Here is a 15,929-nt window from a genome sequence, read left to right as displayed (position 1 = left end):
CCGTCTACTCCACCGCCAGCCGCAAAAAGCTCATCACGCTGCCGAGTACGGCGAAGCCGGCGCCGAGTGCCAATGCCACGACTGCGCCGTCGTGACCGGCCAGCGAGAAGCAGAGCGCGGCCAGCGCCGCCCCTGTCGTCTGCCCCGTCAGGCGCGCGGTGGCGACGATGCCGGAGGCGCTGCCGCTGCGATGCGGCGGCGCGCTCGACATCACCGCTTTCATGTTCGGCGCCTGGAAGAAGCCGAATCCCATGCCGCAGATCACCATCCGCCAGATAATGTCGGGAATCGCAGGATTGGCCGGCAGCATCGCCAGCAGCGCCATGCCGAGGCCGAGCAGCACGAGCCCGATGCCGCCGAGCAATCCGACCGCGTGCCGGTCGGAGAGGCGCCCGGCGATCGGCGCCATGATGCCGACCACCAGCGGCCATGGCGTCATGAAGAAGCCGGTCTCGACCTGCGAACGCCCCAGCACGTCTTCGAAATAGAACGGCAGCGAGACGAAGGCGAGGCCCTGCACCGCGAACGAGCACACGGCCGTCGCGGCCGACAGCGCGAACATTGGCCGGCTGAACAGGTCGATCGGCAGCATCGGCGCCGGATGGTCGGCGTGGCGGCGCGTCAGGATGAAGCCGAGCGCGAGGGCAGTGACCAGCTCGATGCCCACGACCATCGGTGAGAGATTGTGCGCGGCACTGCCGATGCCCGTGATGAACAGCCCGAGACAGGCCGACGCCAGGGCCGCGCCGAGAAAATCGAAGCCGTGATCGGCGCGCGGCGTCTTCGGCAGCATCGCAAAGCCGATGCCGATCGCGACCAGGCCGAACGGGATGTTGACGGCGAACAGCCATGGCCACGGGCCGAGCGCGAGGATAGCGGAAGCGATCGAGGGACCAAAGGTGAAGGCGGTCGCGACCACCAGCGCGTTGTGGCCGAAGCCGCGGCCGAGCATCCGGCCGGGATAGACGAAGCGCACCAGCGCCGTGTTGACGCTCATGATGCCGCTCGCACCTAACCCTTGCAGCGTGCGCGCAACCAGCAGGCTGTCCAGCGACCAGGCCACCGCGCAGAACAGCGAGGCGATGGTGAACAGGATCAGGCCGCCGAGATAGATGCGCTGGTGCCCGACGATCTCGCCGAGTGCTCCCAACGGCAGCAACGTCGCCACCAGCGCGATCTGGTAGACGTTGACCACCCAGACCGATTGCTCCGGGCTCACATGCAGGTCGCCGGCAATGGCGGGCAGCGCGATGTTGGCGATCGCGGTGTCGAGCGACGCCATCGCCAGCGCGGTGAAGATCGCGGCAATGGCCCAGCGCCGCTGTGCGGCTGGAAGGCCGTCGGAAATGGTGTGGTCGGGCTCGCGCGCGCCGGCGGGTAACGTGATTGTCATTGCGTTAGCGCGTTGCTCCGGCGGCCGGCTCCAGGGGACTCGGCATGTACTACGGCGCGGCCGCCTTCCACAGGCATATGCTTGCATGCTGTGTATGCGCGAAGGCTGGGCGATGAACCTGCGCGCCGGCGTATGATCGCGCGAACTGCTGCAATGTCAGGGGACCGCCATGCACATCGTCGTTTTGCCCGGTGACGGCATCGGGCCCGAGATCACGGCCGCAACATCAGGCGTGTTGCGCGCGGCCTCCGAACGCTTCCAGCTCAATCTGCAGCTGGAGGAGCACGCGGTCGGGCATGCGAGCCTCAAACAATTTGGCACGACGGTGCGCCCCGAGCTGCTCGACATCGTCCGCGCCGCCGACGGCCTGATCCTCGGGCCGACCGCGACCTTCGACTTCAAGGACGAGGCCCATGGCGAGATCAACCCGTCGCGATATTTTCGCAAGAACCTCGACCTCTACGCCAATGTCAGGCCGGCACGCACCTATGCGGGGCTGTCCGGCCGGGTCGGCGATTTCGACCTCGTCGTGGTGCGCGAAAATACGGAAGGGTTTTACGCCGACCGCAACATGGAGCAGGGCAACGGCGAGATGCTGGTCACATCGGACGTCGTGATCTCGCTGCGCCGGATCACGCGCCTGTGCTGCGAGCGCATCGCGCATGCGGCGTGCCGGCTGGCGATGAAGCGGCGCAAGCATCTCACCATCGTGCACAAGGCCAATGTGCTCAAGCTCGGTGACGGCATGTTCCTCGAGATCTGCCGCGAGGCGGCGAAGGCCTATCCCGGCCTTGAGGTCGACGACATCCTCGTCGACGCCATGATGGCGCATGTGGTGCGCAACCCCGACCGCTTCGACGTCATCGTCGCCACCAACATGTTTGGCGACATCCTGTCCGATCTCACCGCCGAACTCTCCGGCAGCCTCGGTCTCGGCGGCTCGCTCAATGTCGGCGACAGCTTCGCCATGGCGCAGGCCGCGCATGGCTCGGCGCCTGACATAGCCGGACAGGATGTTGCCAATCCAGTCTCGCTGATCCTGTCCACGGCCCTGCTGCTCGGATGGCACGGCGAGAATAGCGGCGCGGTGCGCTACGAGGAAGCCGCACGTGCGATCGAGGCGGCGGTGGCAAAAGCGATCGGCGAGGGCAGGGCAACGCGCGATGTCGGCGGAAAGCTCGGCACGATCGCCGCGGGGGCGGCGATTGCGGAAATCCTGCAGGCCGGGTGAGTGGTTATGCGGGGCCTTGTTTTTTTTAAGGGCTCAAAACAAAAAAGCGCGAAAACAACCCCATGCACAGTAGAAGGCCCCTTGATTAATAAGGGATTTCCGAACCGCGCAGCGGCGGCATTCGCCGCTGCCATGACGTTGACCCGTCGGGCAAAACACTGGCAAAATGCGATCGTGGCGGAGATCGCGGCGTGAATGCATCGGTGGTGGCTGCGGGCAATTTCAGTGAGCTGACCTATGAAGTCTGAGAGGGGTGGCATCAATCTCGCGGCCAAACCAAGCGGAACGGGGTGCGTGGAATGCTCGGCTGCGGGCGGGTGGTGGTTTCACCTTCGCAGATGTGTCGAATGCGGTCACATCGGCTGCTGTGATGCGTCACCAAATCAGCACGCAACGAAACACAGCGCGGCGACAGGTCATCCGATCATCACGAGCTTCGAGCCGGGCGAACGATGGTTTTACGACTATCGCACGGGAGAGGCTTTCGCCGGCCCGAAGCTTCAAGGTCCTCACGCGCATCCGTTGGATCAGCCGGTGCCCGGACCGGACGGCGCGGTGCCTCCGGACTGGCAAACGCTGCTGCATGAGTAAGGCGGTAGGCCGTAGGATGGGTAGAGCACTTGCGAAACCCATCAGGTTCACGTCGTATGCTGTCGATGGGTTTCGCTGCGCTCTACCCATCCTACGAAGTCCAATCGGTTCTAGAACTGATACCTCCGCAACCCCCCATCCACCGGGATCACCGTGCCCGTGATGTAGCGCGCCACGGGTGATGCCAGGAACACCGCGAGCGCGGCGAGGTCTTCCGGCTCGCCCCAATAGCCGACCGGGATCTCTTCTTCCGCGAAGCGCTCGCGATAATCAGGCGCGTAGTTGCGGCGGATCTGTTCGCTCATGATGCGGCCGGGCGGGATGCAGTTGATGGTGATGCCGTGCTCGCCGATCTCGCGCGACAGGCCTTTGGCCCAGGCGTGCACGGCGGCTTTGGCGGCAAACGCGGCGTTGAGGCCTTCCGGCTCGGACTTGCCGGTGATGTTGACGATGCGGCCCCATTTGCGCTCGATCATCTGCGGCAGCAGCGCATGCGCGATGCGGCGGTAGCTGGTGAAATTCAGCGCGATCGCCTCGTCCCATTGGCTGTCAGGCGCATCGACGGGGAGGGGGCGGCTTCCGCCGGCATTGTTGATCAGGATGTCGACATGGCCGAGCTCTTTGAGCGCGAACGCCGAAATCTTCTCGGCCGCGTCCTTGGCCATCACGTCCTGCTCGAATGGCGTGATCAGACCGGAGCCGACTTCCGTTACCAGCTCGGCGAGCAGGTCGGTGCGCCGTGCCACGCCGACGACGCGCACGCCTTCGGCAGCCAAGCCCTTGGCGATGGCACGGCCGATGCCGACGCTCGCTCCGGTGACGACGGCGGTTTTCGATTTGAGCCCGAGATCCATGGTGACACGCCCTCTTGTTCGCTTTTCTGCTTGTCGCTGGGCTGTTCGTTTTTCTGTTCGTTTCCTGCCCTGTCTCCGTCAGCCTGATTTGCCCGACCGGGACGAGCAGTGGTAACCAAGAGCCGCGTTGAAGGAAACACGAAAAAGAAAAGGCGCCGAGCGATGGTCTGGGATCCGCAGCAATATCTGAAATTCTCCGGCCACCGGCTCCGGCCCGCCGTCGACCTCTTGATGCGGATTCCGGATTCTGGTCCGCGTGCGGTTGCCGATCTCGGCGCCGGCGCCGGCAACGTCACCAAGCTGATCAAGGAGCGTTGGCCGGACGCGACGGTGACCGGTGTCGAGGGTTCGGCCGAGATGGTCGCCGCCGGCCGCAAGGCGGCGCCGGACGTGGAATGGTCACACGAGGACCTCGGTCACTGGCGCCCGACGAAGCAGTATGACGTTGTCTATTCCAATGCCGCGCTGCACTGGCTGCCCAATCATGCGGCACTGTTTCCGTCGATCATGGAGAAGGTGACGCCTGGCGGAATGCTCGCGGTGCAGATGCCGCGCAATTTTCTGGCGCCCTCGCATGTGCTGATCGGCGAGACCGCGCTGAACGGTCCCTGGCGGTCCAAGGTCGAGCATCTCGTTACGCCGCCGCCGGTCGAAGGGCCGGCCTATTATCACGGTCTTCTTGCTCCGATGTCGGCCAATATCGACATCTGGGAGACCGAATATCTGCAGGTGCTGGAAGGCGAGAACCCCGTGAAGGAGTGGACCAAGGGGACCTGGTTGACGCGCTATCTCGACATCTTGCAGGGCGACGAGAAGGCCGCGTTCGAAGCCGCCTATGGGATGCGGGTCGCGAAAGCCTATCCGAAGAACGCCGCGGGGCAGACGCTGTTTCCGTTCCGGCGTCTGTTCATGGTCGCTCAGCGCAGCGGCTGATCGCACTGCCGCAATGCGACATAAGCGCTCGCTTCGGGAACGGCAGCAGGAGCCGGGTTGCGCAAGATACCTGGGCTGCGGCAAATTGGGCTTAGGTCTAGTTGTTCGGGTGGCGGATTGCTGTCAGTACTGAAATCGGAAAACAAAAAAGACCCGGTTTTAGAGGTTGTTGGGAGGTTCGTTCATGCGCAAGCTGCTTCTTGCTGTCGCGGCCGCAGCCATTCTTATGGCGCCCGCCGTTGTCGAGGCCCAGAGCCCGATCGTCATCAAATTCAGCCACGTCGTCGCTAACGACACGCCCAAAGGCAAGGGCGCCCTGAAGTTCAAGGAACTTGCGGAGAAGTACACCGACGGCAAGGTCAAGGTCGAAATCTACCCGAACTCCACGCTGTACAAGGACAAGGAGGAGATCGAGGCGCTGCAGCTCGGCTCGGTGCACATGCTCGCCCCTTCGACCGCGAAGTTCGCACCGCTCGGTATCAAGGAGTTCGAGGCGCTCGACCTGCCCTGGCTGTTCAAGGACGACCAGACCTATTCCAACGCGATGAAGGGTACGATCGGCAAGTGGCTGTTCGATAAGCTCGAGACCAAGGGCATCACCGGGCTCGCTTATTGGGACAACGGCTTCCACATGCTCTCCGCCAACCGTGCCCTGATGAAGCCGGCCGATTTCCAGGGTCTCAAATTCCGCATCTCCGGATCGAAGGTCGCCGACCAATATCTCCGGATCATGGGCTCGATCCCCCAGATCATGGCGTTTTCCGAAGTCTACCAGGCTTTGCAGACGGGCGTGGTCGACGGCTGCGAGAACACCGCGTCCAACTACCTGACGCAGAAGTTCTACGAGGTGCAGAAGGACATCACCGTGTCCTATCACGCGCACCTGCAATATGCCGTCATCGTCAATTCGAAATTCTGGTCCAGCCTGCCGCCCGATATCCGCGCCCAGCTCGAGAAGGCGATGAACGAGGCGACCGACTACACCAACCAGATCGCGCACCAGGAGAACGAGGACGCGCTGGCCGAGATCAAGAAGACGGGCAAGACCACGCTGCATTATCTGACTGACGCCGATCGCAAGGCGTGGCAGGAAGCGATGCAGCCGACCTACAAATGGGCGAAGGGGCGGGTCGGGCAGGAGGTGCTCGATCTCCTCGCCAAGGAACTCGACGTCAAGATGAACTGACGTCGGCGCGTTATAAGAACAACCATGAACGGTCGGGGGTGATCGCACTCCCGGCCGTTGCTCTTGAATGATGAGCCAAGCTGAGGGGACCAAGTTGCTGCGTGCATTAAATCGTGTGCTCAATCATCTCGAGGAATGGCTGATCGCGACGATGATCGCGGCCGCGACATCGCTCATCTTCGTTGCCGTGCTGCATCGATATGGCGCCGGGCTGTCGATCGACATCGCCAAATGGGCGGAGGCGCGCAACCTGGCCTTGCTCGCCGTCCCCGCGCGGGCCGCGTTCGTCTGGCTTGCCGCTCTCGACTTGTCCTGGGCGCAGGAACTCTGCATCTACATGTTCATCTGGATGGCGAAGTTCGGTGCGGCCTACGGGGTGCGCACCGGCATCCATGTCGGCGTCGACGTCCTGGTCAATATCCTTCCCGGCGGATCGCGCCGCCGCGTCATCACGTTCGGCCTGATGTGCGGCGCCCTTTTCACTGCCATCGTATGCTATTTCGGGGCCGCGTTCGTCGGCCAGATGTGGCAGACCGGCCAGCAATCCAACGACTTGGAAGCGCCGATGTGGCTGGTGTATCTCACCATCCCGCTCGGCTCCGGGCTGATGTGCTTCCGCTTCCTGCAGGTCGCCTGGTCGTTCTATCACACCGGCGAGCTGCCGCATCACGACATGGCCGGCGTCGAGGGCGTCGAAATAGACCCGGTCCATCCGGCCCCGGTCACGCGCAGTCAGGTCGTCCGCGACGAACGCAGTCCGCTCGGCTGGATCCTGATGTTGTTGCCGGTCCTGATCGTGGCCGTGTGCTTCGCCCATTCGGCGCACGTGATCACGCTGCCGCAGGGCCTGCGTGTCGCCGTCGTCTTCGGCCTCCTGCTGTCATTGATGCTCACGGGTATGCCGATCTCGATCGCGCTCGGTCTGACCGTGCTCAGCTTCATGTTCACGCTGACCGACGTGCGAACGGAATCGGTGGCGCTGAAGCTGTTTACCGGCATCGAGAGCTTCGAGATCATGGCGATCCCGTTCTTCATCCTTGCCGGCAACTTCCTGACCCATGGCGGCGTGGCGCGCCGGATGATCACGTTCGCGACTTCACTGGTCGGCCATTGGTACGGCGGCCTTGCGCTCTCGGGCGTGGTCGCCTGTGCGCTGTTCGCCGCGATTTCCGGCTCGTCGCCGGCCACCGTGGTGGCGATCGGATCGGTGATCCTGCCCGCGATGGTCGCGCAGGGATTCCCGAAGAGGTTCGGGGCGGGCGTGATCACAACCTCCGGCTCGCTGGGAATTCTCATTCCACCCTCGATTCCCATGGTGCTTTTTGCCGTCTCCACCAACACCTCCGTCGGCAAGCTGTTCATCGCCGGCATCGTGCCGGGAATGGTGCTCGCCATGCTGCTTGGCGCCACGACGTTCTATCGGGCCTGGCGTAACGACTATCCGAGGATGCCGAAAGCAACCCTCTACGAGCGCTTCGATGCGTTCCGCAAGTCGATCTGGGGTATCCTGCTGATCGTGATCGTGATCGGCGGCATCTACAGCGGCCTGTTCACCCCGACCGAAGCTGCCGCCGTCAGTGCGGTGTACGCCTTCATCGTCGCCGTGTTCATCTACAAGGATCTGAAGCTGCGAGACGTGCCGCGGGTGTTGCTGTCGTCGGCAAATCTTTCGGCGATGCTGCTCTACATCATCACCAACGCCGTCCTGTTCTCGTTCCTGATGACTTACGAGAACGTGCCGCAAGCGCTGGCGCAATGGATGATCGACCAGGGCCTCGGCTGGATCGGCTTCCTGCTCGTCGTCAATCTCCTGCTGCTATTGGCAGGCAATGTGATGGAGCCGTCCTCGATCATCCTGATCATGGCGCCGATCCTGTTTCCGGTTGCGATCAAGCTCGGCATCGATCCGATCCATTTCGGCATCCTGATGACGGTCAACATGGAGGTCGGGCTGTGCCATCCGCCGGTCGGCCTCAATCTCTACGTCGCCTCGGGCATCGCCAAGATGGGAATCACCGAGCTCACGGTGGCGGTGTGGCCATGGCTCCTGACCATGCTGTCTTTCCTCGTGGTCGTGACCTATTGGCCGGGTCTGTCGTTGTGGCTGCCGAGATTGCTGGGCATGTAGCTGCGAACACGCTGCTTCTCTCCACCTGTGGGCACGGGGAAACGCATCACTCCGTCCCCACCATGGCAATCGACCGCGAGATGCGGTTAGATGCCGCGCAATAGGCGGGGAGGAGATCGAGATGACGGACACGTCCAGCAACGAGCCGAAGGGCGCAACACCGTCCGTCATCGCGCAGCAAACGGCGATGCTGAATGCGTTGCCGTTCGCCGACACACGGGATTTCGACGACGCCGCCCGCGGCTTCCTCAGCACCATCGAGAACGCGGAGATCACCAATCCGCAAGGGCGGACGGTCTGGAGCCTCGAGCCTTACGGCTTCCTGTCGACTGAAGAGGCGCCGACTACGGTCAATCCGAGCCTGTGGCGGCAGTCGCGGCTCAACATGCAGCACGGCCTGTTCGAGGTCGTGCCCGGCGTTTACCAGGTGCGCGGGCTCGACATCGCCAACATGACGCTGATCGAAGGCGACAGCGGCGTCATCGTCGTCGACACCCTGACCTCGATCGAGGGGGCGCGCGCCGCGCTCGACCTCTACTACAAGCATCGCGGCCAGCGGCCGGTCGCGGCCGTGATTTTCACCCACACCCACACCGACCATTGGGGCGGCGCGCGCGGCGTGCTGGAGGAGGATGCGCTCGCGAGCAGCCGCGTGCCGATCATCGCGCCGAACTTGTTCATGGAGCATGCCGTCTCCGAGAACATCATCGCGGGACCTGCGATGCTGCGGCGGGCGCAGTACCAGTTCGGGCCTCTCCTCGCCAAGGGCGCGCGTGGGCAGGTCGATTGCGGCCTCGGCAAGTCGATGGCAGCAGGTTCAGTGGCGCTGCTGCGGCCGACCGATCTGATCATGGCGACCGGTGACCGGCGCGTGATCGACGGCGTCGAATTCGAATTCCAGATGGCGCCGAACAGCGAAGCGCCGGCGGAGATGCATTTCTTCATCCCGCGCTACAAGCTGTTGAACCTCGCCGAGAACTGCACCCACAATTTTCACAATCTGCTGCCGTTCCGCGGCGCCGACGTACGCGATGCGCTGGCCTGGTCGAAATATCTGGGCGAGGCCTTGCAGCTCTGGGATGGCAAGGCGGAGGCGATGTGCGGCCAGCATCACTGGCCGGTATGGGGACACGAACGCATCGGCACGATGATCCGGCAGCAGCGCGACCTCTATAAGTTCGCGCATGACCAGACCATCCGCCTGATGAACCACGGCCTCACCGCGGCCGAGATCGCCGAAACGATCCAGCTGCCCGAGAGCCTGGAGGGCGCCTGGCACGGCCGCGGCTATTACGGCCACATCCGGCACAATGTGAAGGCGATCTATCAAAAGTACCTGGGCTGGTACGACGCCAATCCGGTCAATCTCGATCCGCTGCCGCCGGTGGAGTCGGGCAAGAAATATGTCGAGTACATGGGCGGCGCCGACGCCATCCTCGCGCGGGCGCGTGTCGATTTTGACAAGGGCGAATTCCGCTTCGTGGCGCAGGCGCTCGGCCATCTCGTCTTTGCCGAGCCGGACAATCAGGCTGCGCGTGCGTTGCTGGCGGATACGCTGGAGCAGCTCGGCTACGCCGCCGAAAGCGCGACTTGGCGCAATGCCTATCTGTTCGGCGCGCAGGAATTGCGCCAGGGCATGCCGAAAGTGCCGGCGCGGCCGCCGATGCCGCGCGAGACGCTGGCGGCGCTGCGCACCTCACAGCTCTGGGACGTGCTCGGCATCCGCCTCAACGGACCGAAGGCGGAAGGAAAGCACATCGTGCTGAACTGGAGCTTTTCCGACACCGGTGAGACCTTCGTGCTCAATCTGGAGAACTGCGCGCTGACTTACACAGAGGGCATGCAGGCGGAAAGCGCCGATGCCAGCTTCACGCTCGCGCGGTCGACGCTCGACGAGGTGATCGCAAAACTGACCAGCTTCCCGGAGGCCGTGGCCGCCGGCAAGGTCAAATTCGCCGGCAACCCGATGCGCCTCGCCGAGCTGATGGGCCTGATGGACGAATTCCCGCGCATGTTCGAGATCGTCGAGCCGAAGCGGGCAGTGGTGAGGTAGGCTACCGCCTTCTCCGTCATTGCGAGCGCAGCGAAGCAATCCAGAATCTCTCCGCGGGGACGGTCTGGATTGCTTCGCTACGCTCGCAATGACGTGTTGATAGAGCAGGGCGCAAATGTCGATGGCCGGGACATGCCCGGCCATGACGGTCGCTATGGGATGGCCGCCGCTACAGCTACTCCGCGCTGCTCACCAGCTTGATCCGCGGCGCCTGTTCCTCGCCAAGGCTGCGATAGGCCGCGAGATAATCCAGCGCCATGCGCCGCGCCGTGAAGCGCGTCTCGAACTGCTTGCGGATGACGGAGCGGTCGAGTTGCGGCAGGCGGCCGACGACGCCGGCTGCGCTGAGGACGTCCTCGACGACGAAGCCGGTGAGGCCCTCGTCAATGATCTCCGGCACCGAGCCGCGGTTGAAGGCGATGACCGGCGTTCCGCAAGCCATGGCTTCGATCATCACCAAGCCAAACGGCTCCGGCCAGTCGATCGGCAGCAACAAGCCGAGCGCGCCGCTCAAGAAGTCCGACTTCTCGTGATCGCTGATCTCGCCGATGAATTCCACCAGCGGATTGTTCTCGATCATCGGCCGGATCAGCTCGTCATAGTAATCCTGGTCGGCACGATCGACCTTGGCGGCGATCTTGAGCGGAATGCCGCAATGCGTCGCGATCTTGATGGCGCGGTCGACGCCCTTTTCCGGCGCGATGCGGCCGAGCACGGCGAGGTATTCCTGTTTCGCCGGCTTCGGCGTCAGCAGGTTCTCCGGCAGGCCGTGGTGGATCGTCCTCACCCAGTTCGCCTGCGGCACCGGCCGGCGCTGCGCGTTCGAGATCGAAATGACGGGGACCTTCGAGAAGGTGTTGAAGACCGGTTGATGCTCCGGCAGGTCGAGCCGGCCGTGCAGCGTGGTCAGGAACGGCGTCGGCTGCCGGTAGAACAGCGACCACGGATAATAATCGAGATGGAAGTGGAGGAAGTCGAACTCCTCGTCGTCACATTTCTGCCGCACCCGCTCCAGCATCACCATGTGCAGCGCATTGGGATCGCGCACGGAACCGTCGAGGCGGAGCGCCCGCGGCCACAGCGCATCCAGCTTTGCCGAGGTTTGCGAGTCGCCGCTCGCGAACAGCGTCACATCGTGCCCAAGGGCCACCAGCTCTTCCGTCAACCAATGCACCACCCGCTCGGTGCCGCCATAAAGCTTGGGTGGAACAGCCTCCGTCAACGGAGCTACCTGCGCGATGCGCATCTCACCATCTCCTCTGTGCGATCATGATTGTAGAAAGCCCCCGCCTGTTCAGCACCGGCACGCCAGACAAGGGAACGTTCCCGCACTTGCGAAGTTCCTCCTTCCGAACGTTACTTATTCGACACGTCGGATGCCCGTCGCGATGCTGCCATCACATCATCGCAGAACGCCCGCATCCGCGTGTCGTGATGAGTGTGCCCGGGAACCGAGGCGAAGTGTCGATGTTCAGTCGACTAACAATAAAAGTTTGAATCATCACGACGGGGTCGATAGTCACATGGATCATCTTTCTGGGTATGCGCACCGGCCGTTTGCCTTTGTTTTGCGCTATCTTCGGCGTCGGCTCGCGTCGCATCTCGTGATCCTGACGGCTGTGGTGGCGGCCGTTGCCTGCTCCGTAGGCACGCAGTACGGCGTCAAATCCCTCGTCGACAGCTTGTCGGCCGGCGCTTCGCATGGTGGGAACGTATGGCTGGCATTCATTTTCCTCATGACGCTGATCGCCGCCGACAATTTCCTTTGGCGGATCGCGAGCTGGACGGCCAGCTTCACCTTCGTCCGTGTCACGGGTGACCTGCGCCGTGACATCTTTCGTCATCTTACCGGCCACGCGCCGAGCTACTTCTCCGACCGCATGCCCGGCATGCTGACGAGCCGCATCACGGCGACGTCGAATGCGGTGTTCACGGTCGAGAACATGTTCGTCTGGAATGTGTTGCCGCCGTGCATCGCAACGGTTGCGGCAATCGCGCTGATTGGAACCGTCAGCCCTTACATGGCACTCGGCCTGATGGTGATTGCCGGCGGCATGGTGCTTGCGATGTTCCGCCTCGCTGCCGCAGGGAAACCGCTGCATGACGACTTCGCCGACAAGGCCGCCGTCGTCGACGGCGAGATGATCGACGTTATCAGCAACATGCCGCTGGTGCGTGCCTTCTGCGGCATCGGGCACGAGCATGAGCGGTTCGACGCGACTGTGAACCGGGAGCTCACCGCGCGCGGCCGCAGCCTGCGCTATCTGGAGAAGCTGCGGCTTATCCATGCCGGCGTCACTGTCGTGCTCACGATCGCCCTGATGGCCTGGGCGATCATGCTCTGGCAGGATGGCCGGGCGACCACCGGCGACGTCGTGCTGGTCTGCACTCTCGGTCTCTCCATTCTGAATGCGACGCGCGATCTCGCGGTGGCGCTGGTCGACGTCACCCAGCACGTTGCCCGGCTGACCGAGGCGATCGCCACGCTGCTGGTGCCGCATGAATTGCGCGACCACCCCGAGGCCGAGCCGCTGGTGAAGAGCGGCGCCGCGATCGCGTTCAACAATGTCACCTTCGGCTATCCGGGCGGCGAAAAGATCTTCGAGCGCTTCAGCCTGCGCCTGCAACCCGGCCAGCGCGTCGGCCTGGTCGGCCAGTCCGGCGGCGGCAAGTCGACGCTGTTCACGCTGCTCCAACGCTTCTACGATACCAACGAGGGCAGTATCACCATCGACGGCCAGGACATTTCCAAGGTGACGCAGCAGAGCCTGCGCGAGGCGATCTCCGTCGTGCCGCAGGACATCTCGCTGTTCCACCGCTCGATTCGCGAGAACATCCGCTATGGTCGCCCGAACGCGACCGACGACGAGGTGCTGCGTGCCGCCATTGCGGCGCGCTGCGATTTCGTCGAAAGCCTGCCCGGTGGTCTCGACACCATGGTCGGCGACCGCGGCGTCAAGATGTCCGGCGGTCAGCGCCAGCGTATCGCGATTGCGCGCGCCTTCCTGAAGGACGCGCCGATCCTGCTGCTGGACGAGGCGACCGCCGCGCTCGACAGCGAATCCGAGGAGGCGATCCGCGAGGCGTTGTCGCGGCTGATGCGCGGCCGCACGGTGATCGCGATTGCGCATCGCCTCGCGACCCTGCGCAATTTCGATCGCGTGGTCGTGTTGAGGGGTGGTAAGATCATCGAGGACGGGTCGCCCGAGCGTCTGATGCAGGGCCACGGGCCCTATCGTGAGCTGGTCACGCAGGAAATGAGCCGGCTCGCCCAAGCCGCCGCGTAAACCAACAGTCGCGTTCGAGTCGGTTGCGTGTCGAAACAAGCGCAGGGGAGCTGCTGATGTCGGCTGAAGCCGTTACCCAATTCGTCTCCGTGACGCGGACCGTGGACCAGGTCGCGGAGCAGCCTTTCTATATTCCGATGACGGGACCGTCGGCGCGGCCGCGGCGTTCGCTCAAGCACGACGACACTTTTATCGTGCTCGACAGCCATGGTGACATCGGCGCTTCGGCCGGCGGGCCCGATGGCCTGTTCCATCACGATACGCGCTATCTTGCCAGGCTCGAGCTCGTGCTCGACGATCTCCAGCCGTTGCTGCTGGGCTCCAACCTGCGCGACGACAATTCAGCCCTGACCGTCGATCTCACCAATCCGGACATCTACCGGCAGGGCAGCCTCGTGCTGCAAAAGGACCTGCTGCACATCGTGCGCACGATCTTCCTGTGGCGCGGCACCGCCTATCAGCGCATCGGCGTGCAGAACCACGGCGACCGCCCGGCCGGCTTCGCGCTGACGCTATTGTTCGACAACGATTTCGCCGATCTTTTCGAGGTCCGCGGCGAGCGGCGCCCGCGCCGCGGCATCGGCTCGAGCCGGCTGTTGGGACCGACCGACGTGCTGTTCGACTACCGCGGTCTTGATGACGCCGAGCGCACCACGGGCCTGCATTTCGATCCGCGCCCGACCAAGTTGTCGGTGAATGCCGCGACCTGGCAGCTCGAACTCGACCCTCATGAGTCGAAATCCCTGTTCGTGGCCGTGTCCTGCAACCGGCCGATCGCGGAGAAGCCGGCGCGCTTTTTCCAGAGTTTGCTCGCCCATCGCCGAGAGATGCGGCAATCGACGATGGGGGCCGCCAGCATCGAGACCTCCAACAACATCTTCAACGAGGTGCTGTGCCAGGCCATGGCCGACCTCAACATGCTGATGACGGAGACGCCGCAGGGCCGCTATCCCTATGCAGGAATTCCCTGGTACTCGACGACGTTCGGCCGTGACGGGCTGATCACCGCGTTGCAGATGCTGTGGGTCGATCCGCGAATCGCCAAGGGCGTGCTGCGGCGGCTCGCCCATTTCCAAGCCAAGGCGGTCGACCCGCTCGCCGATGCCGCGCCGGGCAAGATCCTGCATGAGATGCGCGGCGGCGAGATGGCGGCGCTGCGGGAGGTACCGTTCGCGCAATATTACGGCAGCGTCGATTCCACGGCCTTGTTCGTCCTGCTGGCAGGAAGCTATTTCGAACGCACCGGCGACGAGGCGACATTGACCGAGCTGTGGCCGGCGATCGAGGCGGGGCTGGCCTGGATCGACGGCCCCGGTGATCCCGACAAGGACGGCTTCGTCGAATATCAGCGCGCCACGGAAAAGGGCCTCGCCAACCAGGGCTGGAAGGATTCCTACGACGCGATCTTCCATGCTGATGGCCAGCTCGCGGAAGGCAATCTCGCGCTGGCCGAAGTGCAAGGTTACGTCTTTGCGGCCAAGCGGCTCGCCGCGCGCTGCGCGCTCCGCCTGGGCAAGCCTGATCTCGCCAAGAAGCTCGAGGCCGAGGCCAAGACGCTGGCCGAGCGTTTCGAGGCCGCGTTCTGGTGCGAGGAACTCGGTACCTATGCGCTTGCGCTCGACGGCAAGAAGCGGCCCTGCAAGGTGCGGACCTCCAACGCCGGCCAGGTCCTGTTCAGCGGCATGATCCGCGAGGACCGCGCGCGCCTCGTCGCCGCCGATTTGATGCGGCCGCATTTCTTCTCGGGCTGGGGCATCCGCACCGTCGCGCAAGGCGAGGTGCGTTACAATCCGATGTCCTATCATGACGGGTCGATCTGGCCGCACGACAATGCGCTGATCGCGCTCGGGCTCGCGCGTTATGGGCTCAAGCATTCGGTCGCGCATGTCTTCAAGGGATTGTTCGACGCCGCGACCTACATGGACCTGCGCCGGTTGCCCGAATTGTTCTGCGGTTTCCGGCGCGAAAAGCGGCGCGGCCCGACGCTCTATCCGGTCGCCTGCGCGCCGCAGGCCTGGGCCAGCGCAACGGCGTTCACGCTATTGGAGGCGGCGCTGGGCATCGAGTTCGACGTGGCGCGCGGCGAGATCCGGCTGCGCAATCCGCATCTGCCGGCGTTCCTGCACGAGGTGATCTTGCGCGATCTGCGTCTGGGCGAGTCCAGCGTGGACCTGCGCGTCAGCCGCCATGGCGACGACGTGGCGCTGGAGGTGTTGCGCACGCGTGGCCAGATTCAGGTCTCGATCGTGCTGGCGCGCTAGCGGCGCGCCGGA

11 protein-coding genes and 1 pseudogene are annotated in these 15,929 nt (G+C 63.9%); 9 read left to right on the top strand and 3 right to left on the bottom strand.

The window, feature by feature from the left end; genetic code table 11:
- Positions 1-4: 4 nt before the first annotated feature.
- Entirely contained in the window at positions 5-1,393 is a 1,389-nt protein-coding gene (locus IVB13_RS10740; RefSeq protein ID WP_247488837.1) for an MFS transporter, read from the bottom strand.
- Between the two features lie 169 nt (positions 1,394-1,562).
- Here IVB13_RS10740 and IVB13_RS10735 point away from each other — a divergent pair, with 169 nt between their 5' ends.
- Together IVB13_RS10735 and IVB13_RS10730 are read left to right on the top strand one after the other, a co-directional pair.
- The gene (locus tag IVB13_RS10735) at positions 1,563-2,624 is read left to right on the top strand and encodes an isocitrate/isopropylmalate family dehydrogenase (protein WP_247300302.1); all 1,062 of its coding nucleotides are present in this window, start codon (positions 1,563-1,565) and stop codon (positions 2,622-2,624) included.
- A gap of 237 nt (positions 2,625-2,861) precedes the next feature.
- Entirely contained in the window at positions 2,862-3,215 is a 354-nt protein-coding gene (locus IVB13_RS10730) for a UBP-type zinc finger domain-containing protein (protein ID WP_081747934.1), read from the top strand.
- A gap of 110 nt (positions 3,216-3,325) precedes the next feature.
- Here IVB13_RS10730 and IVB13_RS10725 read toward each other — a convergent pair whose 3' ends face one another.
- Positions 3,326-4,069, bottom strand: a complete 744-nt coding sequence (locus tag IVB13_RS10725) for an SDR family oxidoreductase (protein ID WP_085352088.1) — start codon at positions 4,067-4,069, stop codon at positions 3,326-3,328.
- Between the two features lie 162 nt (positions 4,070-4,231).
- On the opposite strand from IVB13_RS10725, the gene IVB13_RS10720 reads away from it, so the two are divergent.
- From IVB13_RS10720 to IVB13_RS10700, 5 genes and pseudogenes are all read left to right on the top strand, one after another.
- Positions 4,232-5,002 carry a methyltransferase domain-containing protein gene (locus IVB13_RS10720; protein WP_247488836.1) on the top strand — a complete coding sequence of 257 codons (771 nt, stop codon included), beginning with the start codon at positions 4,232-4,234 and terminating at the stop codon, positions 5,000-5,002.
- 184 nt (positions 5,003-5,186) lie between these two features.
- Positions 5,187-6,188, top strand: a complete 1,002-nt coding sequence (locus IVB13_RS10715; RefSeq protein WP_247488834.1) for a DctP family TRAP transporter solute-binding subunit — start codon at positions 5,187-5,189, stop codon at positions 6,186-6,188.
- Positions 6,189-6,255: 67 nt separating this feature from the next.
- Positions 6,256-6,813: pseudogene (locus IVB13_RS40395) on the top strand (TRAP transporter small permease); the annotation flags it as partial.
- A gap of 222 nt (positions 6,814-7,035) precedes the next feature.
- Positions 7,036-8,316, top strand: a complete 1,281-nt coding sequence (locus IVB13_RS40390; RefSeq protein ID WP_247488927.1) for a TRAP transporter large permease subunit — start codon at positions 7,036-7,038, stop codon at positions 8,314-8,316.
- A 121-nt stretch (positions 8,317-8,437) separates the two neighbouring features.
- Positions 8,438-10,369 (top strand): alkyl sulfatase dimerization domain-containing protein, encoded by a 1,932-nt coding sequence (locus tag IVB13_RS10700; protein ID WP_247488832.1) that lies wholly within the window; start codon positions 8,438-8,440, stop codon positions 10,367-10,369.
- A gap of 175 nt (positions 10,370-10,544) precedes the next feature.
- Here the strand turns inward: IVB13_RS10700 and IVB13_RS10695 are convergent, their stop codons facing one another.
- Positions 10,545-11,615 (bottom strand): glycosyltransferase family 4 protein, encoded by a 1,071-nt coding sequence (locus IVB13_RS10695; RefSeq protein WP_027516640.1) that lies wholly within the window; start codon positions 11,613-11,615, stop codon positions 10,545-10,547.
- Between the two features lie 277 nt (positions 11,616-11,892).
- Between IVB13_RS10695 and IVB13_RS10690 the strand changes: the two genes are divergently transcribed.
- Both IVB13_RS10690 and IVB13_RS10685 read left to right on the top strand, forming a co-directional pair.
- Positions 11,893-13,656, top strand: a complete 1,764-nt coding sequence (locus tag IVB13_RS10690) for an ABC transporter ATP-binding protein (protein WP_247488925.1) — start codon at positions 11,893-11,895, stop codon at positions 13,654-13,656.
- Positions 13,657-13,712: 56 nt separating this feature from the next.
- Positions 13,713-15,917 (top strand): amylo-alpha-1,6-glucosidase, encoded by a 2,205-nt coding sequence (locus tag IVB13_RS10685; RefSeq protein WP_247488830.1) that lies wholly within the window; start codon positions 13,713-13,715, stop codon positions 15,915-15,917.
- Positions 15,918-15,929: the final 12 nt, after the last annotated feature.

The organism is Bradyrhizobium sp. 17 (assembly GCF_023073515.1).
GTDB lineage: Bacteria > Pseudomonadota > Alphaproteobacteria > Rhizobiales > Xanthobacteraceae > Bradyrhizobium > Bradyrhizobium canariense_D.
The sequence above is the reverse complement of the archived record's forward strand: the minus strand, read 5'-3'. Positions and strand labels throughout refer to the sequence as shown.